Source organism: Inquilinus limosus DSM 16000 (assembly GCF_000423185.1).
In the GTDB taxonomy this organism is placed as follows: Bacteria; Pseudomonadota; Alphaproteobacteria; order DSM-16000; family Inquilinaceae; genus Inquilinus; species Inquilinus limosus.
This window is the reverse complement of record NZ_AUHM01000001.1, coordinates 12,481-28,721: the sequence shown is the minus strand read 5'-3', so window position 1 is coordinate 28,721 and position 16,241 is coordinate 12,481. Positions and strand designations below refer to the sequence as shown.

Here is a 16,241-nt window from a genome sequence, read left to right as displayed (position 1 = left end):
GCCGTCCTCCCGGACCCGAACGTGCGGGGCGCATCGTGAACGACAGGGATCTCAGGGTGTTCGAGGCGGTGGCCCGCACCGGCGGCATCGGCCGGGCGGCGGCCGAGCTGCACACCGTCCAGTCCAACGTCACCGCCCGGATCCGGGCGCTGGAGGAGGAGCTGGGCCAGGCTCTGTTCGAGCGGCACAGCCGCGGCGTCGCGCTGACCGCGGCCGGGCGGCGCCTCCTGCCCTATGCCGGTCGGGTGCGGCAGCTGCTGGAGGATGCGGCGCGGGCGGCGCGCGACGACGGCACGCCCGGCGGGACCCTGACTCTCGGCGCGCTCGAGACCACCGCGGCGCTGCGGCTGTCGCCCGCCCTGGCCGCCTATGCCGCGGCCCATCCGGCGGTCGACCTGGTGCTGCGCACCGGCACCACCGCCGAGCTGGCGGCCGAGGTGCTGGCGCGGCGGCTCGACGGCGCCTTCGTCTGCGGCCCGGTGCATCATCCCGATCTCGCGGCCGAGGTCGTGTTCGAGGAGGAACTGGTGCTGCTGACCGCGCCCGACGCGGGCGGGCTCGACCGGATCCTGGCCGAAGGCGCCGCATCCGGCGGCCTGCGCATCGTGGTGCTGCGGGCCGGCTGCTCCTACCGCCAGCGGCTGGAGGAGGTGCTGGCGCGGCGCGGGGCGGTCGGCCTGCGCCGGCTCGAATTCGGCACGCTCGAGGCGATCTTCGGCTGCGTCGCCGCCGGGCTCGGCGTCACCCTGCTGCCGCGCGCCCTGATCGGCCCGGTCTGGGCGGGCGGACGGGTGGCCGTGCACAGCCTGCCGCCGGCCGAGGCGCGGGTCGAGACGCTGTTCATCCGCCACCGCGACGCACCGGCAACCAGCGCCCTGGCCGCCTTCCTCGGCCTGTTCCGCGGCGCCGGCGCGGCCCGGGCGGCGGAGTAGGCATCTGGTACAGTGATGGCGGCGATCAGAAGCAACTATTATTCAAGAAGGATCGGCCTCCCTATCTTGGCGGCATGTCGTCCGCCATCCTTCCCCGCCCGGTCCTGTCCGCGCTGTGCGCGAGCCTGGTCGGCATCGGCCTGGCGCGTTTCGCCTATACGCCGCTGATCCCGCCGCTCGTCGCCGCCGGCTGGCTGACGCCGGGCGCGGCCGCGCAGCTCGGCGCCGCCAATCTCGTCGGCTACCTCGCCGGGGCGCTGTGCGCCCGGCGGCTGGCCGCGCCGGCGGGGCCGGTGCCGCCGCTGCGCGGCATGATGCTGCTCGCCGCCATCGCCTTCCTGGCCTGCGCCGTGCCGTTGTCGCCGCTCTGGCTGCTGGCCTGGCGCTTCGCCGCCGGCCTCGCCGGCGGGGCGATCATGGTGCTGGCCGCGCCGGCGGTGCTGCCTGGGATCGAGCCGGCGCATCGCGGCCGCGCCGGCGGGCTGATCTTCGCCGGCGTCGGGCTCGGCATCGCCGCTTCCGGCACGCTGGTGCCGCTGCTGCTGCAGGCCGGGCTCGAGGCCACCTGGGCCGGCCTCGGCGTCCTGGCCCTGGCGCTGACGGCGCTGGGCTGGGGCGGCTGGCCCGAGGCCGTGCCAGCCGCTGCGGCGGCTCCGGCATCCGTCCGCCCGCCCGCCGTGGCGCTGGCCGGCTTGACCGTGGAATACGCGCTGAACGCCGTCGGGCTGGTGCCGCACATGGTCTTCCTGGTCGATTTCGTGGTGCGCGGCCTCCACCGCGGCCTGGCGGCCGGCGCCGTCGACTGGGTGCTGTTCGGCCTCGGCGCGGTGGCCGGGCCGGTGCTGCTCGGCCGGTTGGCCGACCGGGTCGGCTTCCGGATCGCGCTGCGCCTCGCCTTCCTGGTCCAGGCGGCGGCCGTCGGGCTGCCGGCGATAGCGAATGGAACCGTGGCGCTGGCCGCCTCCAGCCTGATCGTCGGCGCCTTCGTGCCCGGCATCGTGCCGCTGGTGCTCGGACAGGTCCAGGCGCTGGTCGCCGATCCGGCCGCGCGGGACGCCGCCTGGCGCCGGGCCACCGCCGGCTTCGCCATCGGCCAGGCGGCCGCGGCCTACGGCTGCTCCGCCCTGTTCGCCGGCGGCTCCGGCCATGCCCTGCTGTTCGCGCTCGGCGCCGCGGCGCTGCTCCTGGCCTTCGTCATCGACATCGCGCTCGACCGCCCGTTCCGCCGGACGCACTCTGACGCCGACTTCCGCACGAGGATCCGACCATGCCCGTCGTCACCCCGCTGATGCAGCGTTTCGGCCTCCGCCACCCGATCCTGCAGGCGCCGATGGCCGGCGGCGGCGACACGCCGGCTCTGGTCGCCGCCGTGTCCGAATCCGGCGGCCTGGGCTCGATCGGCGCCGCCTACCTGACCCCGGAGCAGATCCTGGAGACGGCGCGGGCGGTGCGGGAACGGACGTCGCAGCCGTTCGGCATCAACCTGTTCAGCCCGACCCCGGTGCCCGATCTGCCGGCCGACGCCGACCGGGCGGTGGCGCGGGTGGCGCCCTTCTATGCCGAGCTCGGCCTGCCCGTGCCGTCCTTTCCGCTGCCGCAGGGCCCCGATTTCGACGGCCAGCTCGCGGCCGCGCTCGACAGCGGCGCCGCGGTGATCAGCTTCACCTTTGGCCTGCCGCCGGCGGCGGCGCTGGATGCGATCAAGGCGCGCGGCTTGGCGCTGTTCGGCACCGCGACCACGGTCGAGGAGGCGGTCGCCTGGGCCCGGGCGGGCGCCGACGCCGTCGTGGCTCAGGGCAGCGAGGCCGGCGGCCACCGCGGCAGCTTCGCGGTCGATGTCCCGGACGCGATGATCGGCACCATGGCGCTGGTGCCGCAGATCGCCGATGCCGTGGCCCTGCCGGTGGTCGCCTCCGGCGGCATCATGGACGGGCGCGGCGTCGCCGCGGCCCTGGCGCTCGGCGCCCAGGCGGTGCAGATGGGCACCGCCTTCCTGACCTGCGACGAGGCCGGCGTGTCCGACGCCTACAAGGCGGCGATCCTGGCGGCGCGCGAGCACGAGACGCGACTGACCCGGGCCTTCAGCGGCCGGCCGGCCCGCGGCATCGTCAACCGCGTCATGACCGCGGTCGAGCCGCCGGGCGAGCCCTCGTCGGCGCTGCCCTTCCCGCTGCAGAACGCCCTGACCCGGCCTTTGCGCGGCGCCGCCGGCAAGGCCGGGCGGGCGGAATTCCTGTCGCTCTGGGCCGGGCAGGGGCTGCGTCTGGCCCGGCGCCAGCCGGCGGCCGGGCTGGTCGCGCGGCTGGCGGCGGAGACCGAGGCGGCGATCGCGCGGCTGAAGGTCTAGCTGCTCTTCAGCGACGCCTTCACCGCCTCCAGCCCCGGCTTGCCGTCGATGGTGGTGACGCCGTCGAGCCATTTGGTCAGCAGCTCGGGGTTCTCGCTCAGCCATTTCCGGGCGGCGGCGTTCTGGTCCAGGCCGCCGTCCAGGATCATCAGCATCATCTGGTTCTCGGTGTTCAGGTCGAACACCAGCTGCCTGGCCAGGCGCTGCAGGTTCGGGCAGGCGGACAGGAACTTCTGGTTGGCCAGGGTGCGCACCGTGGCGCCGCCGTAGTTCGGGCCGAAATAGGCGTCGCCGCCGCTCAGATAGTCAATCTTGTACTTGACGTTCATCGGATGCGGCGCCCAGCCCAGGAACACCACCCATTCGCCGCGGCGGATGGCCCGGTCGACCTGGGCCAGCATCGCCTGCTCGCTGGCCTCGACCAGCTTCCAGTCACCCAGGCCGAACTCGTTCTTCTCGATGATGGCCGACAGGTTCTTGTTGGCGGACGAGCCGGGCTCGATCGAATAGATCGACTTGCCGAACTTGTCGGCGAATTTCTGCAGGTCGGCGAAGTCCCTGACCCCGGCCTCATAGGCCTCGCGGTTCACCGCCAGCGTCACCTTGGCGTCGGCCAGGTTGGTGCCGACCAGCTCGACTCCCTGCTTCAGATAGGGCTCGACCATCTCCGTCTGCGACGGCATCCAGTTGCCGAGGAACAGGTTCACCTGGTTGTTCTTGAGCGCCTCGAAGGTAACCGCGACCGACAGCATATCGACCCTGGGCTCGTAGCCCAGGCCGGTCAGCACCGTGCCGGCCAGCGCCGTGGTCGAGGTGATGTCGGTCCAGCCGGGATCGGACATCACCACCGTCTTGCAGGCCGCGTCGTCGGCCAGGGCCGTGCCGGCCGGGGCCAGCGCCGCAGCCGCCACCGCGGCCAAAAGGAAACGTCTCGCGTTCATTTCTGCCTCCTGTCTGTCTCGTGGGAACCGGGGCCGTGGTCAGCCCTTCTCGTCCTCTGCGGCCTCGTGGGCGGCGCTGATCGCGTTCAGGCGGCCGTGGATCGCGGCCTCGAACGGCGCGACCTTCGGCCCGGTCGCGTCGATCGACAGGTTCAGCACCTCGCATTCGGCCAGCACCGTCCCGGCCGCGGCGTGGCGCATGACGTGGCGCAGGGTGAAGCGCTTGGCGTCCAGCGCGGTCAGCCGGGTCTCGACCGCCACCTCGTCGCCGGCATGCGCCTCGCGCCGGTAGCGGATCGTCATCTCGCCGGTGAAGACCGTGCGCCGGCTGCGCGCCCGGTAGGCGGCGTCGATGCCGGCGAAGTCCAGGAAGGCGTCGGTGGCGTGGCTGAAGATGACGGCGTAGTAGCCGTCGTTCAGATGGCCGTTGTAGTCGGTCCACTCCGCCCGCACCGCCTCGCGGTGCAGCCTCAGCGGCGCCGCGATCGTCCGGTCGGGCGGGGATGTCGGGTTGGCCGCGGTCGCTGGCATCCGCCGGTTCGTCCTCGCCTTCGGCCCGTCTCTCAGGGACGGGCTCGGATGCAGGCGATGCTACGCGGCGGCGGCAAGCCTTCTTGACCGAAGGCGTCGCCGGCCTGATCGAAAGCGCCGCCGGCCGGGGCGGCGTCCCGGGCCGTGCGGAATGGGCGGCTCAGAGCCCCAGCAGCAGGCCGAGCTTCATGCCGAGCGCCGCGAAGATCGAGGCCTCTGGCACGTCCTGGGCGGCGATCAGCGGCACCTTGCGCACCGGCCCGTCCGGCGGGGCGACCTGAAGCTCGCCCACCACCTGGCCCTTCGTGACCGGCGCCTCGATCGGCTCCTGGAACCGGGCGGTCACCGTCATCTTGTCGAAATCGGCGGGCTGCATGGTCATGGCCAGATCCGCGGCCACCGTGACCGGCACCTTGTCCTGGGCGCCAAGCCAGACCGTCGCCTCGTCGACCGTGGCGCCGGCCTTGAACAGCGGGTACAGGCGGAACTGGTTCCAGCCCCATTCCAGCAGGCGGGCGCCCTCGTCGGCGCGGGACTGCATGCTCGGCAGCCCGTTGACCACCAGGACCAGCCGGCGGTTGTCGCGGACGCCCGAGGCGGTCAGGCCGTATCCCCCGGCCTCGGTGTGGCCGGTCTTGATCCCGTCCACGCCCATGTCGCGGTACAGCAGCGGGTTGCGGTTGCCCTGCTTGATCTTGTTCCAGGTGAACTCCCGTTCGCTGTCGTAGCGGTAGTATTGCGGGAAGTCCTTGATCATGCGCTCGGCCAGGATCGCGAGGTCGCGCGCGGTCGAGTAGTGCTCGGGATCGGGCCAGCCGCTGGCGGTGACGAAGTGGCTGTTGTTCATGCCCAGCGTCTTCGCCATTTCGTTCATGCGGTCGGCAAAGGCCGATTCCGACCCGGCCAGCCCTTCGGCCAGCACGACGGCGGCGTCGTTGCCGGACTGGATCAGCAGGCCGCGCAGCAGATCCTCGACCCGGATGCTGTCCCCGACCTGGACGAACATCTTCGACCCGCCCATCTGCCAGGCCTTCTTGCTGACCGGGAACTTGGTGTCGAGCGTGATCCGCCCCTCGGCCAGCGCGTCATAGACCAGATAGGCCGTCATCATCTTGCTCATCGACGATGTCGGCATGCGCTCGTCCGCCGCCTTCTCCATCAGCACCGTGTCGGTGGTGGTGTCGATCAGGATCGCCTGCCTGGCGATGGTGTCGACGGTGGCCGCGCCGGCGGGCAGGGCGGCGAGGCTGGCGAGGAGGAGGATGGCGCGGAAGAGGGGGGCCGGCATCGCGATCTTGGTCATGGGACGGAGCATCGACCGCAGGGATAGCGTCAACTGACGCCGCTGCCAACCCAAGCCTGTCGCAACCAGCCCGCGGCGAAGCGCGCAGGGCGGCATGACAGGAACATCCTGCTGCGCCGGACGCGGATCGGGAGACCTGAACCTAATCCCTTACTCGATTCCTATCCCTTTCGGGTCATAGCGGAAAGGTCGCGCGAATTGTAGACTGTGCGCTGTGGTGGGGGCCACGTCTGTCAAAAAGGCGGAACGCGATATGGGGCAGAAGAAGGTTTTGGGAAGACAATCGTATCTATTTTTAGGTAAGTTTTATAAATGAGTAAGTTCCTAATCGCGATGTCGCGCCCCCGGGAGTCACGATTCCCATGCTGAAGCACGCCGACATCTGGGCGGCGATCGATCGTCTCGCCAGGCTCAACGGATTGTCGCCCTCGGGCCTTGCGCGCCGCGCCGGGCTCGACCCGACGACCTTCAACCCCAGCAAGCGCCAGTCGAGCGACGGCAAGCTGCGCTGGCCGTCGACGGAAAGCATCTCGAAGATCCTGGATGCGACCGGCAGCTCGATGGCCGCCTTCGTGCGCCTGATCGACGACGGGTCGGGCCTGCCGGCCCGCCGCATCCCCGTCATCGGCCGCGCCCAGGCCACGGCCGAGGGCCTGTTCGACAATGCCGGTCACCCGACCGGCAAGGGCTGGGACGAGGTCGACTTTCCCAACCTCTCCGATCCCAACGCCTATGCGCTGGAGATCGCCGGCAATGACCTGGCGCCGATCTACCGGGACGGCGACGTCGTCGTCGTTTCGCCGGCGGCCGGGCTGCGGCGTGGCGACAGGGTGGTGGCGAAGACGGTCGGCGGCGAGCTCCTGATCGGCGAGCTGGTGCGCATCAGCGCCAACCGGATCGATCTGAAGCCGCTGGTGGGCGACGCGGCGCCGCAGTCGCTGAAGCTGTCGGACGTGGCCTGGAAGGCCCGGATCGTCTGGGCCAGCCAGTAGCGGCCAGACGGTCGGCCAGGCTTGCGTCCGACGCAGGGCTGCTCACGGTTGCCCGCGCCCGATGTTGGCGCGGGCCCGGCCGCTCGCCTATGCTCCGCCGGCACGCATTGCGGGATCGGACGGACGACATGGCGAGATATGCGCTGACCTTCCTCGACGGCTCCTGGCGGGAAGGCAACCCGCCGATCATGGGGCCGCTGACGCACGCCGCCTGGATGTCCTCGATCATCTTCGATGGCGCCCGCGGCTTCGAGGGCGTGGCGCCGGATCTCGATCGCCACTGCGCCCGCGCCGTCGCCTCGGCCCGCGCCATGGGGATGGAGCCGACGCTGGCGGCCGAGGAGATCGAGGCGCTGGCCCGCGAGGGGCTGCGCCGCTTCCCGGCCGACGCCGCGGTCTACATCCGGCCGATGTTCTGGGCCGAGGACGGCTGGATCGAGCCCGACCCGGCGGCGACCCGCTTCTGCCTGTCGATCTACGATTCGCCGCTGCCGCAGCCGGGCGACGACAGCGCCTGCTTCGCCCAGGGGCTGCGCCGGCCGTCGCCGGAGATGGCGCCGACCCGGGCCAAGGCCGCCTGCCTGTACCCCCAGTCCGGCTTCGCCATGCGCCAGGCCAAGCAGCGCGGCTTCACCAACGCGGTGATGCTGGACCCGATCGGCAACGTCGCCGAATTCGCCACCGCCAACATCTTCATGGCCAAGGACGGCGCGGTGCACACCCCGGCGGCGAACGGCACCTTCCTCGCCGGCATCACCCGCCGCCGGGTGATCGAGCTGCTGCGCCACGACGGGGTCGAGGTGATCGAACGCGCGATCCGGCCGGAGGAGCTGGCGGAGGCCGACGAGATCTTCCAGACCGGCAACTTTGCCAAGGTGCTGCCCTGCACCCGGCTCGAGGACCGGCACCTCCAGCCCGGGCCGTTCTACACCAAGGCGCGGAAGCTATACTGGGACTGGGCCCATTCTTGATCCGGAGCGAGCGCCGATGGCCCCGTCGCCCGAGCCCGTCTCCAAGGACACGCGCAACCTGATCCGGGTGCTCGAGCACCAGGGCATCACCCTGGTGTTCGACGTCGGCGCCAATGTCGGCCAATACGCGCAGCGGCTGCGGCGCGGCGGCTATGCCGGGCGGATCGTCTCGGTCGAGCCGCTGTCCGCCGCCCATGCGGCGCTGACCGCGGCGGCCGCGGGCGATCCAGACTGGGTGGTCGAGTCGCGCATGGCGCTGGGCGACAGCGACGCGCCGGTGACCCTGCAGGTCTCGGGCGAGAGCGACATGAGCTCGGTGCTCGACTTCACCGCCGAGATGGCGGAGCTGCTCGACGGCTCGGCCTATGTCGGCACCGAGGTGGCGTCGCAGGCTCGGCTGGAGCGGATCTTCCCCCGCCATGCGCGGCCGGACGACCGTGTGCTGCTGAAGATCGACACCCAGGGCACCGAGCGCCGGGTGCTGGACGGGGCGCGCGCCGTGCTGCCGCGCATCGCCGCGGTGCAGATGGAGCTCGCGGTCGTGCCGGTCTATGACGGCGAGCCGTCCTATCTCGACAGCATCCGGCACATGGCCGAGCTGGGCTTCGTCCCGGCGCTGTTCATCCCCGGCTACTTCAACCGCCGCACCGCCCGGCTGATCGGGATGGACGGGGTGTTCGTGCGGCCGGGCTAGCGGAACGGCATGCTGGCTCCATCGCGTTCCGGCCGTCTGCCGGTCATCGACCTGCTCCGCGGCCTGGCGCTGCTGACGATGGGCCTCTACCACCTGTCGTGGGACCTGAGATTCTTCCGCTTCGTCGACTGGGACCTGCAGGGCGGACCCGGCTGGATCGCCGCGCGCTACCTGATCGCCGGCAGCTTCCTGGCCCTGGTCGGCGCCGGCTTGGTGCTGTGGGACGTGCAGGGCCGCGACTGGCGGCGCTGGGCGATCCGGCTGGGCAAGGTGGTGGCCGGCGCCGCCGCGGTCACAGCGGTGACCTGGGTCGTCATTCCCGACCAGTTCATCTTCTTCGGCATCCTGCACTGCATCGCCGTCGCCAGCATCCTCGGCCTGCCGTTCCTGCGGCTGCCGCCGGCCGCGAGCCTCGCCCTCGGCCTCGCAGTGATCGCGCTGCCGATCCTCTGGCGCTCGCCCCTGTTCGGCCACCCCGTGCTGCTGTGGACCGGGCTCGGAACCGAGCCGCCGCGCAGCAACGACTACGAGCCGCTGTTCCCCTGGTTCGGGCCGGTGCTGCTCGGCATCGCCCTGGCCCGGTGGTGGCTGCACGCCGGCGCCCCCGCCGGCACCGTCGACGGCGGCGTGGCCGGCCGGCCGCTGCGCTGGGCCGGGCGGCACAGCCTGGCCGTCTATCTGGTCCATCAGCCGATGCTGATCGGCTTCCTGCTGCTGGTCGGCATCGCGCTCGGCCGCGACCCGCAGGCGATGCTGTCGCCGCCGCCGGATCCGGCGCCGCTCCTGATCGACTGCCAGGTGCAGTGCGAGCGGCGGGGCCGCGGTCCCGAATCGTGCCATGCCTACTGCGGCTGCATGGTCGACGAAATCCAGGCGCGCGATCTGTGGCCGGCGCTGCGGCCGGACGCGGCGCCGGAGCTTCGGGATCGCCTCGACGCCCTGGCCGCCTCCTGCAGCCGCTAGCGCGGCGCGCAGCTCGGCAGGAACAAGGCGACGCAGGCCATAGGCAGTGCGGGAAATGCCGGCTAGTCTCGGCGCCGATGTCCGGACCGCACCGCCCATTGCCGCCATGAGCCCGCCCGACGAGCACGGCCCGTCCGGCGTGGCGCCCGATGCCGGCTGGTCGGCGCTGATGGTCGCGGCCCAGGCGGGCGACCGGGCCGCCTATCACCGGCTGCTGACCGAGATCACCCCCTATCTCAGGGCGCTGGCCCGCCGCTCCCTGCACCGTCCGGCCGATGCCGAGGACGCGGTGCAGGACGTGCTGCTGACCCTGCACAGCATCCGCCAGACCTATGATCCGGCGCGGCCGTTCCAGCCCTGGCTGGTGGCGATCGCCCGGCGGCGGATCGTCGACCGGGTGCGCATCCAGATCCGCACCACCGGCCGCGAGACCGCGATCGACCCGTTCACGGAAACCTTTGCCGCCCCCGAAACGAATGAGACGGGGATGGAGGCCGATTCGATCGCGCTGCGGCGCGCGATCGCGGAGCTGCCGCCGGGCCAACGCCGGGCGGTGGAGCTGCTGAAGCTGAAGGACATGTCGCTGAAGGAGGCATCGGCCGCCAGCGGCGCGTCGGTGCCGGCACTGAAGGTCGCGATGCATCGCGCGCTGAAGGCGCTGAAGGGGGCGTTGGGACCGAAATGACGGAGACGGGCCGGACTCGCACCGAAGACCTGATCGCGCAGCTCGCCGCCGAGGCCCGGCCGGTCCGGCCCCTGCGGCCGCCGATGCTGCGCGCGCTGCTGTGGCTGCTGATCGCCGCCGCCGTGATCGCCGCCGTGGTCGCCCTGAAGGGGGTGCGGCACGAGCGGATGGAGGAGTTGGGAGAGACCTCCTATCAGCTCGAATGGGCCGGCGCGATGCTGACCGGCATCCTCGCCGCCATCGCCGCCTTCCACGTCAGCCTGCCCGACCGATCGCGGCGCTGGGCCCTGCTGCCCGTCCCGGGGCTGGCGCTGTGGCTGGCCTCGATGGGCTATGGCTGCCTGACCGACTGGGTCCGCCTCGGCCCCGACGGCTTCGTGCTCGGCACCAGCTACCGCTGCTTCATGAACATCCTGATGATGGGCCTGCCGCTCTGGGCGCTCCTGGTGCTGATGCTGCGCCACGCCGCGCCGGTGCGGTCGACCGCCACCATCGTCACCGGCATGCTGGCCGCGTCGGCCCTCGTGTCCTGCGGCGTGTCGCTGTTCCATCCGCTCGACACCACCCTCATGATCCTGATCTGGCACGGCGGCTCGATCGCGCTGCTGGTCGGGATGGCCAAGCTGTTCAGCCGTCGGCTGTTCGATCTGATCGCGCCGCGTTCCTCGGGTCAGGCCACGGCCGGCTGAGCGGTCCTACAGCCGGGCCGCCCCCAGGATCCGGCCGTCGGCGGCCTGCAGCAGCACCGCCGCCCGCTCGCCGGCCGGCCGCGCCGCGTCGATGGTGCCGCCGGGCGTCCAGCCCTCCAGCCGGGTCAGGCTGCGCACGACGTTGCGGTTGACCAGCATCCGACCTGCATTCTCGCCTCGCCGCACCGGCGTCTCGTGCCGGTCGTCGAAGCCGACCAGCCACAGCGCCGCGTCCGACGGCGCCGCTGCGTCCACCATCACCTGCAGCGCCGTCTCCGTCGCGGTCAGCGCGACCGGCACCGACGGGTCGGACCGCGCCGCGGCGATCGCCGCCTCCATCGCATCCCGGTCGGACCCGACGACGTCGCGGCCGCCGTCGACCACCGCCTGCGGCGTGTAGACCTGGCCCGATCCCCACAGCGCCGCATAGGCGTTCTGCCGCGCCGTGGCCCAGGGGCTCGAGAACGGGTCCGCCCAGCCCAGCCGGTTCCAGTAGTCGACATGGAAGGCCAGCGCCAGCACCTCCGGCCGGTCCGCCAGCGTCGCCAGCAGGGCGTCGGCCGGCGGGCAGGAGGAGCAGCCCTGGGAGGTGAACAGCTCCACCACCACCGCCCGCTCGGCCGCCGTAGCGAGGGACAGGGGGAGGGCCGAGACGGCGAGCAGGCCGGCGAGGAGCGATCGGATCATGCGAGTCCCTGGGCAGAAGCCTGCCTTCGGTTCGTTCCGCCCGAGCCCGGGGTTACCGGTGGACATCGTCGGAAACAAACGGGGACTTGATTCGCGACTGATAATCGTTCTCAAATAGACCGGCCGTTCACACGGGGAGCCGAGAATGGACGAGGACCAGATCACCGAGCCGGGCGACCGCCGCGCCCTGCCCTTTGCCGAGCAGCTGGTGCTGTGGGCGCTGCGGCTCAGCGTCGTCGGGCTGAAGACCGGGGCGCCGACCGACCATCCGGTGCTGCTGGCCTTCCGCAAGGTCGGCGCCGAGGCGGCGGCGGAGCGGATCGGTCTCCTGACCCGCATCATCGGCTTCGGCGCCGAGCGGCGGGTGCAGATCGGGGTGCCCTGCGCCTTCACCGTCACCGAGGACGAGCGCCGGATCCTCGATCTGGTCGCGATCGGCCAGTCGGGCGTGGCGGGCGCGCTGATGCTGCGCGGCATGCTGTCGCCGGCCGCCTGCCGCGCCGCCTCCGGCCTGTGCGCCGAGCTCGGCGGGATGCTGGCGGAGGCGGGGGTGATGCTGCAGCGGCCGGCGCCGCCGCGGCCGTTGCGGGTGCCGGCCAATCAGGGGGCCTTCGGCCTGGTGCGGGCGGCGCTGCCATGAGCGACGAGGCGCATGACTGCGACGATGCCGGCGCACCGCCGCTGACGCGGGCCGAGACGCTGGTGCTGTGGGCGATCCGCGCCTGGGTCGCCGGCCATCGCCACGGCATCCCGGTGATCGCCAATCTCCGCACCGCCTTCCGCAACGAGGGCGCGCCGGCGGCGGCCGAGGCGGTGGACGACCTGATGGGCTTCATCGGCAACGGCGCCGGGCGCACCATCCGGGTGAACTGCCCGCGCTGCCGGCAGGTGACCGAGGATGAGCGGCTGCTGCTCGACATCGTGGCGCTGCACCAGCAGGGTGAAACCCTTTGGGCGCCGTTCCTGGCCCGCGCCATCCTGACGCCGGCCGCCGCCCGGCTGTGCGACCGGCCCTTCGCCGTCCTGGCGGAGGCGCTGCGGGACGGCGGCATCGTGCTGCCGCCGGTCGCCGGCCAGGTGCCGCCGGAGGCCGCCGTCCATGCGGTCCCCGCCGGGGCGACGATCCACTGACGCGCCTGGAGGGTTGCCCCCGGTCCGGTTTGCCGCCATGAATCGGTCAGCGATCAGAAGAAGTGAACAGTGGACCCGATGCCCGGCGGACGTGTGTTGCTGGTCGAGGACGACGTGCTGGTGCGTCTCCTCGCCGTGGAGGCCCTGACCGATGGCGGCTTCGACGTCGCCGAGGCGGCGGACGGGCCCGAGGCGCTGCGCCTGCTCGACGGCAGCGAGTTCGACCTGATGATCACCGATGTCGGCCTGCCGGGCATGACCGGGGCCGAGCTGGCGGCCCAGGTGCGGCGCGAGCGCCCGTCGCTCAAGGTGCTGTTCACCACCGGCTACGGCGCCGAGGACGGGGTGCCGCAGGATCTGCCCACCCTGCGCAAACCTTATGCCGCAGACGCCCTGGCCGCGACCGTGCGGTCGATGCTGGCGTCGGGCGCGTGAGCCGGCCACAACGGCGGAGCCGGAGCAAGAAACGGGCAGGCGACCGGCGATCCGGATCCTAGGCTGACGATCGAAGCCGCGCTCCGCGGCCGTTCGCACCAGCCACGGGGGGATGGATGGCCCTTCAATCCGATGACCGGCATTCCGCCATGCGGCTCCTGGGCCGCATGTTCGAGGTGGAATTGGCGTTCCTGAGCGCGAGGTCGGAGAATCCCGATGCGCTCGCCGCCGCGTTCCATCCGGATGTCGTGGTGCACGAGCCGGCGTCGCTGCCTTATGCCGGGGACTGGCGAGGGCTCGCGGGAATCGGGGCCCTGTTCCGCAGGATGCGGGAGGTGTGGAGCGATATCGGCGTGGATCGGCTGGAGGCCGTCCGCACCGGCGACACCGTCTTCATGACCTGCACGCTGCACCTGACGGCACGGCGCAGCGGCATCGCCGTCAGCCAGCCCTTCGCCGAGGTCCTGCGGTTCCGGGACGATCTCCTGATCGAGGGGACACCGTTCTACCACGACACCGGCGCGCTCGCGGCGTTGCTCGCCCGCGACGCCTGAGATCCGGGTTCAGTCCTCTCCCACCTTCGGGCCGCCATGGACATGCGGCGGCAGCGCCTCGGTCGGGCCGCCGGGCATGAGCGGCCGCGGCGCGAAGCGGCCGAGCGAGATCAGCCGGTCGTACATCACCAGCGCGCCGGCCAGCGAGAGGTTCAGCGAGAAGCGGGTCGGGATCTGCACGATGTGGTCGCAGCGCGCGATCATCTCGCGTGACAGGCCGCCGCGCTCCGACCCGAGCACATAGACGGCCCGGCGCGGGTGGCGGAAGCTGGGCAGTGCGATCGAGTCGGCCATCAGCTCGATCCCGACCAGCGAGCAGCCCTGGGGCAGGGTCATCGAGGCGACGTCGGGATAGGTGTAGAGCGGCACGGTGCCGGCGGCATCCGAGGTGTCGCTCCAGCCGAAATCCACGGTTTCGGCCACCGGCGCCACGGTGAAGCAGAAGGCCGCGCCGAAGGCGTGGCCGGTGCGCAGCAGGGCGCCGACATTCATCGGCTTGCTGATGCCTTCGCAGCCGATCGCGAAATAGCCTTTCATCCGGTTCCCGTCCCAGTCGTTCGGCTGCGACCTTGCCCCGCGCGGGGCGGGAGGGCAAGGTGCGCTCCCTCGACCATGCCGAGACGACGATGACCCACGCGCACGACCACGAGCACAGCCCCGCCGCCGGAACCGCCGACCTCGCCGAGGGCGGCGCGCCGATCCTGGTCGAGGTCACCCGCGGTGCGGTGGTGGAGAGCCGGCACCGCGGCATCGCCCTGATCGTCGACCGCGCGGGCGGGGTGCACGGCCATTGGGGCGACATCGGCCGGCCGGTCTATGCCCGCTCGGCGATCAAGGCGCTGCAGGCGATCCCGCTGGTCGAAACCGGCGCCGCCGACGCCTTCGGTCTGGGCGACGAGGAGCTGGCGCTGGCCTGCGCCTCGCACAGCGGCGAGCCCGGCCATGTCGAGCGGGTCGCCGCCTGGCTGGCGAAGATCGGCCTGTCCGAGGCCGATCTCGAATGCGGCACCCATCTGCCGTTCCACGAGGGCTCGGCCCATGCGCTCGTCTGCAAGCACGAGCGTCCCTCGGCCCTGCACAACAACTGCTCCGGCAAGCACACCGGCTTCCTCACCACCGCGGTCCATCTCGGCGAGAAGACCAAGGGCTATGTCCGCTACGAGCATCCGGTGCAGCAGCGGATCCTCGGCGTGCTCGAGCAGATGACCGGCTGCGGCCTCGGCTCGGCGCCCTGGGCGGCGGATGGCTGCTCGATCCCGACCATCGCCATTCCGCTGGAGGGCCTGGCCTTCGCCATGGCCCGGATCGCCGATCCCGATGACCTGCCGGAAAAGCGGCGCGACGCGGTGCTGCGGATCCGCAAGGCCTGGGCGGCGCAGCCCTTCCTGGTGGCCGGCACCGGCCGCTTCGACACCGAGATCATGCAGGCCTGCCGCGGCCGGGTGATGACCAAGATGGGGGCGGAAGGCGTGTTCTGCGCCGCGCTGCCGGAATACGGCCTCGGCGTCGCCCTCAAGATCGAGGACGGGGCGGAGCGGGCGGCGAATGTCGTCATGGCCGCGATCCTGAAGCGGATCGGGGTGCTGGACGACGCCGATCCGGCGATCACCGGCCGCTGGCTGGCGCCGGAGATCAAGACCCGGCGCGGCGTGACCGTCGGCACGGTGCGCAGCGCCGCAGAGTTGGGTGGCGAGAGCTAATTCGCCCGGTTCCAGGCGGCTGTGGCGAAGCCGGCGGCGACCAGCACGCCGGCGCCGGCGCGGTTGATCAGGCGCAGCACCGAGGGCCGGCCGATGGTGTCGCGCAGCCTGGCGCCGACCCAGGCGTAGGCGGCGGCGTTCAGCGCGGCGAGGGTGACGAAGGTTCCTTCCAGCACCGCCATCTGCGGCAGCAGCGGCATCTCCGGATGCACGAACTGCGGCAGGAAGGCGACGAAGAAGACGATGCTCTTCGGGTTCAGCGCCGTCACCGCGAAGGCGTGCAGCAGCATGGCGCGGGGCGAGCGTCCGGTCTCAGCCGCCGGCAGCCCGTCGGCCTCGGGCGCGGCGCGCCACAGCTTGACGCCGAGATAGACCAGATAGGCGGCGCCGATCCATTTCAGCACGGTGAAGGCGGTGGCCGAGGCGGCCAGCAGGGCGCCCAGCCCCAGCATCGACAGGGTCATCGCCGTGAAGTCGCCGAGCGCGACGCCCGCCACGATCCACCAGGCATGGGCCCGGCCGCGGCCGAGCGCGTAGGACAGCACCAGGGTGACGGTGGGTCCGGGGATGATCAGGACGATTCCGGCGGCGAGCAGGAAGGCGAACCACAGGTCGAGCGACATGGCGAAGGCTCCTTCGGAGGCCCGGCCAGCAATCCACGGCTTTGGGGATTTGTCCAGCGGGAG

General features: G+C 71.9%; 20 protein-coding genes. 14 read left to right on the top strand and 6 right to left on the bottom strand.

Going from position 1 to position 16,241, the window contains the following annotated elements; translation table 11 throughout:
- Nucleotides 1-35 precede the first annotated feature (35 nt).
- From G537_RS0100175 to G537_RS0100165, 3 genes are all read left to right on the top strand, one after another.
- Nucleotides 36-932 carry a LysR family transcriptional regulator gene (locus G537_RS0100175; protein ID WP_026868393.1) on the top strand — a complete coding sequence of 299 codons (897 nt, stop codon included), beginning with the start codon at nt 36-38 and terminating at the stop codon, nt 930-932.
- A 74-nt stretch (nt 933-1,006) separates the two neighbouring features.
- Nucleotides 1,007-2,221 carry a YbfB/YjiJ family MFS transporter gene (locus tag G537_RS35665; protein ID WP_064742048.1) on the top strand — a complete coding sequence of 405 codons (1,215 nt, stop codon included), beginning with the start codon at nt 1,007-1,009 and terminating at the stop codon, nt 2,219-2,221.
- Complete coding sequence (locus tag G537_RS0100165; RefSeq protein WP_026868392.1) at nt 2,200-3,279, top strand: NAD(P)H-dependent flavin oxidoreductase; 1,080 nt, start codon at nt 2,200-2,202, stop codon at nt 3,277-3,279. The genes G537_RS35665 and G537_RS0100165 overlap by 22 nt, the downstream gene beginning before the upstream one ends.
- On the opposite strand, the gene choX is transcribed toward G537_RS0100165, so the two are convergent.
- The 3 genes from choX to G537_RS0100150 all read right to left on the bottom strand — a co-directional run bounded on the left by choX (nt 3,276) and on the right by G537_RS0100150 (nt 6,054).
- Nucleotides 3,276-4,220: a choline ABC transporter substrate-binding protein gene (gene choX / locus G537_RS0100160; protein WP_034850294.1), complete on the bottom strand. Its 945-nt coding sequence runs from the start codon at nt 4,218-4,220 to the stop codon at nt 3,276-3,278. The genes G537_RS0100165 and choX overlap by 4 nt on opposite strands.
- 39 nt (nt 4,221-4,259) lie before the next feature.
- A complete protein-coding gene (locus tag G537_RS0100155) occupies nt 4,260-4,751 on the bottom strand; it encodes a thioesterase family protein (protein WP_051247567.1) in 492 nt (163 codons plus the stop codon).
- A gap of 160 nt (nt 4,752-4,911) precedes the next feature.
- Nucleotides 4,912-6,054 carry a D-alanyl-D-alanine carboxypeptidase family protein gene (locus G537_RS0100150; protein ID WP_026868389.1) on the bottom strand — a complete coding sequence of 381 codons (1,143 nt, stop codon included), beginning with the start codon at nt 6,052-6,054 and terminating at the stop codon, nt 4,912-4,914.
- A gap of 362 nt (nt 6,055-6,416) precedes the next feature.
- Between G537_RS0100150 and G537_RS0100145 the strand changes: the two genes are divergently transcribed.
- The 6 genes from G537_RS0100145 (at nt 6,417) to G537_RS0100120 (ending at nt 11,048) form a co-directional block, all read left to right on the top strand.
- Nucleotides 6,417-7,046 carry a S24 family peptidase gene (locus G537_RS0100145; protein ID WP_026868388.1) on the top strand — a complete coding sequence of 210 codons (630 nt, stop codon included), beginning with the start codon at nt 6,417-6,419 and terminating at the stop codon, nt 7,044-7,046.
- 128 nt (nt 7,047-7,174) lie between these two features.
- A complete protein-coding gene (locus tag G537_RS0100140) occupies nt 7,175-8,017 on the top strand; it encodes a branched-chain amino acid aminotransferase (RefSeq protein ID WP_026868387.1) in 843 nt (280 codons plus the stop codon).
- A gap of 16 nt (nt 8,018-8,033) precedes the next feature.
- The gene (locus tag G537_RS35660; protein ID WP_051247565.1) at nt 8,034-8,711 is read left to right on the top strand and encodes an FkbM family methyltransferase; all 678 of its coding nucleotides are present in this window, start codon (nt 8,034-8,036) and stop codon (nt 8,709-8,711) included.
- A 9-nt stretch (nt 8,712-8,720) separates the two neighbouring features.
- On the top strand, nt 8,721-9,674 hold the full coding sequence (locus G537_RS35655; protein WP_051247564.1) for an acetyltransferase domain-containing protein: 954 nt from the start codon (nt 8,721-8,723) through the stop codon (nt 9,672-9,674).
- A gap of 55 nt (nt 9,675-9,729) precedes the next feature.
- Nucleotides 9,730-10,359, top strand: coding sequence for a sigma-70 family RNA polymerase sigma factor (locus tag G537_RS35650; protein ID WP_081688493.1), 630 nt, complete (start codon nt 9,730-9,732; stop codon nt 10,357-10,359).
- Nucleotides 10,356-11,048 carry an NrsF family protein gene (locus tag G537_RS0100120; protein ID WP_026868386.1) on the top strand — a complete coding sequence of 231 codons (693 nt, stop codon included), beginning with the start codon at nt 10,356-10,358 and terminating at the stop codon, nt 11,046-11,048. Before G537_RS35650 ends, G537_RS0100120 begins: the two co-directional genes overlap by 4 nt.
- A gap of 6 nt (nt 11,049-11,054) precedes the next feature.
- On the opposite strand, the gene G537_RS0100115 is transcribed toward G537_RS0100120, so the two are convergent.
- Nucleotides 11,055-11,735 (bottom strand): DUF1223 domain-containing protein, encoded by a 681-nt coding sequence (locus tag G537_RS0100115; RefSeq protein WP_026868385.1) that lies wholly within the window; start codon nt 11,733-11,735, stop codon nt 11,055-11,057.
- A 145-nt stretch (nt 11,736-11,880) separates the two neighbouring features.
- Between G537_RS0100115 and G537_RS0100110 the strand changes: the two genes are divergently transcribed.
- The 4 genes from G537_RS0100110 to G537_RS0100095 all read left to right on the top strand — a co-directional run bounded on the left by G537_RS0100110 (nt 11,881) and on the right by G537_RS0100095 (nt 13,855).
- Nucleotides 11,881-12,375, top strand: coding sequence for a hypothetical protein (locus G537_RS0100110; protein WP_026868384.1), 495 nt, complete (start codon nt 11,881-11,883; stop codon nt 12,373-12,375).
- Nucleotides 12,372-12,866, top strand: a complete 495-nt coding sequence (locus tag G537_RS0100105) for a hypothetical protein (RefSeq protein ID WP_026868383.1) — start codon at nt 12,372-12,374, stop codon at nt 12,864-12,866. The genes G537_RS0100110 and G537_RS0100105 overlap by 4 nt, the downstream gene beginning before the upstream one ends.
- Before the next feature lie 78 nt (nt 12,867-12,944).
- Nucleotides 12,945-13,301 carry a response regulator gene (locus G537_RS0100100; protein WP_026868382.1) on the top strand — a complete coding sequence of 119 codons (357 nt, stop codon included), beginning with the start codon at nt 12,945-12,947 and terminating at the stop codon, nt 13,299-13,301.
- A 149-nt stretch (nt 13,302-13,450) separates the two neighbouring features.
- Nucleotides 13,451-13,855, top strand: a complete 405-nt coding sequence (locus G537_RS0100095; RefSeq protein WP_211230250.1) for a nuclear transport factor 2 family protein — start codon at nt 13,451-13,453, stop codon at nt 13,853-13,855.
- A gap of 9 nt (nt 13,856-13,864) precedes the next feature.
- Here the strand turns inward: G537_RS0100095 and G537_RS35645 are convergent, their stop codons facing one another.
- Nucleotides 13,865-14,392, bottom strand: a complete 528-nt coding sequence (locus G537_RS35645) for an RNA methyltransferase (RefSeq protein WP_034850293.1) — start codon at nt 14,390-14,392, stop codon at nt 13,865-13,867.
- Between the two features lie 59 nt (nt 14,393-14,451).
- Here G537_RS35645 and G537_RS0100085 point away from each other — a divergent pair, with 59 nt between their 5' ends.
- Nucleotides 14,452-15,555, top strand: coding sequence for an asparaginase (locus G537_RS0100085; protein WP_245578825.1), 1,104 nt, complete (start codon nt 14,452-14,454; stop codon nt 15,553-15,555).
- On the opposite strand, the gene G537_RS0100080 is transcribed toward G537_RS0100085, so the two are convergent.
- On the bottom strand, nt 15,552-16,178 hold the full coding sequence (locus tag G537_RS0100080) for a LysE family translocator (RefSeq protein ID WP_026868379.1): 627 nt from the start codon (nt 16,176-16,178) through the stop codon (nt 15,552-15,554). The genes G537_RS0100085 and G537_RS0100080 overlap by 4 nt on opposite strands.
- Nucleotides 16,179-16,241 lie beyond the last annotated feature (63 nt).

Bases quoted from the DNA above. Each gene is read 5' to 3' on its own strand.
- G537_RS0100100 (WP_026868382.1), top strand. From the start codon at position 12,945: ATGCCCGGCGGACGTGTGTTGCTGGTCGAGGACGACGTGCTGGTGCGT.
- G537_RS35660 (WP_051247565.1), top strand. From the start codon at position 8,034: ATGGCCCCGTCGCCCGAGCCCGTCTCCAAGGACACGCGCAACCTGATC.
- G537_RS35645 (WP_034850293.1), bottom strand. From the start codon at position 14,392: ATGAAAGGCTATTTCGCGATCGGCTGCGAAGGCATCAGCAAGCCGATG.
- G537_RS0100145 (WP_026868388.1), top strand. From the start codon at position 6,417: ATGCTGAAGCACGCCGACATCTGGGCGGCGATCGATCGTCTCGCCAGG.
- G537_RS35655 (WP_051247564.1), top strand. From the start codon at position 8,721: ATGCTGGCTCCATCGCGTTCCGGCCGTCTGCCGGTCATCGACCTGCTC.
- G537_RS0100120 (WP_026868386.1), top strand. From the start codon at position 10,356: ATGACGGAGACGGGCCGGACTCGCACCGAAGACCTGATCGCGCAGCTC.
- G537_RS35650 (WP_081688493.1), top strand. From the start codon at position 9,730: ATGCCGGCTAGTCTCGGCGCCGATGTCCGGACCGCACCGCCCATTGCC.
- G537_RS0100165 (WP_026868392.1), top strand. From the start codon at position 2,200: ATGCCCGTCGTCACCCCGCTGATGCAGCGTTTCGGCCTCCGCCACCCG.
- G537_RS0100110 (WP_026868384.1), top strand. From the start codon at position 11,881: ATGGACGAGGACCAGATCACCGAGCCGGGCGACCGCCGCGCCCTGCCC.
- G537_RS0100115 (WP_026868385.1), bottom strand. From the start codon at position 11,735: ATGATCCGATCGCTCCTCGCCGGCCTGCTCGCCGTCTCGGCCCTCCCC.
- G537_RS0100155 (WP_051247567.1), bottom strand. From the start codon at position 4,751: ATGCCAGCGACCGCGGCCAACCCGACATCCCCGCCCGACCGGACGATC.
- choX (WP_034850294.1), bottom strand. From the start codon at position 4,220: ATGAACGCGAGACGTTTCCTTTTGGCCGCGGTGGCGGCTGCGGCGCTG.
- G537_RS0100105 (WP_026868383.1), top strand. From the start codon at position 12,372: ATGAGCGACGAGGCGCATGACTGCGACGATGCCGGCGCACCGCCGCTG.
- G537_RS0100150 (WP_026868389.1), bottom strand. From the start codon at position 6,054: ATGACCAAGATCGCGATGCCGGCCCCCCTCTTCCGCGCCATCCTCCTC.
- G537_RS0100095 (WP_211230250.1), top strand. From the start codon at position 13,451: ATGCGGCTCCTGGGCCGCATGTTCGAGGTGGAATTGGCGTTCCTGAGC.
- G537_RS0100140 (WP_026868387.1), top strand. From the start codon at position 7,175: ATGGCGAGATATGCGCTGACCTTCCTCGACGGCTCCTGGCGGGAAGGC.
- G537_RS0100080 (WP_026868379.1), bottom strand. From the start codon at position 16,178: ATGTCGCTCGACCTGTGGTTCGCCTTCCTGCTCGCCGCCGGAATCGTC.
- G537_RS35665 (WP_064742048.1), top strand. From the start codon at position 1,007: ATGTCGTCCGCCATCCTTCCCCGCCCGGTCCTGTCCGCGCTGTGCGCG.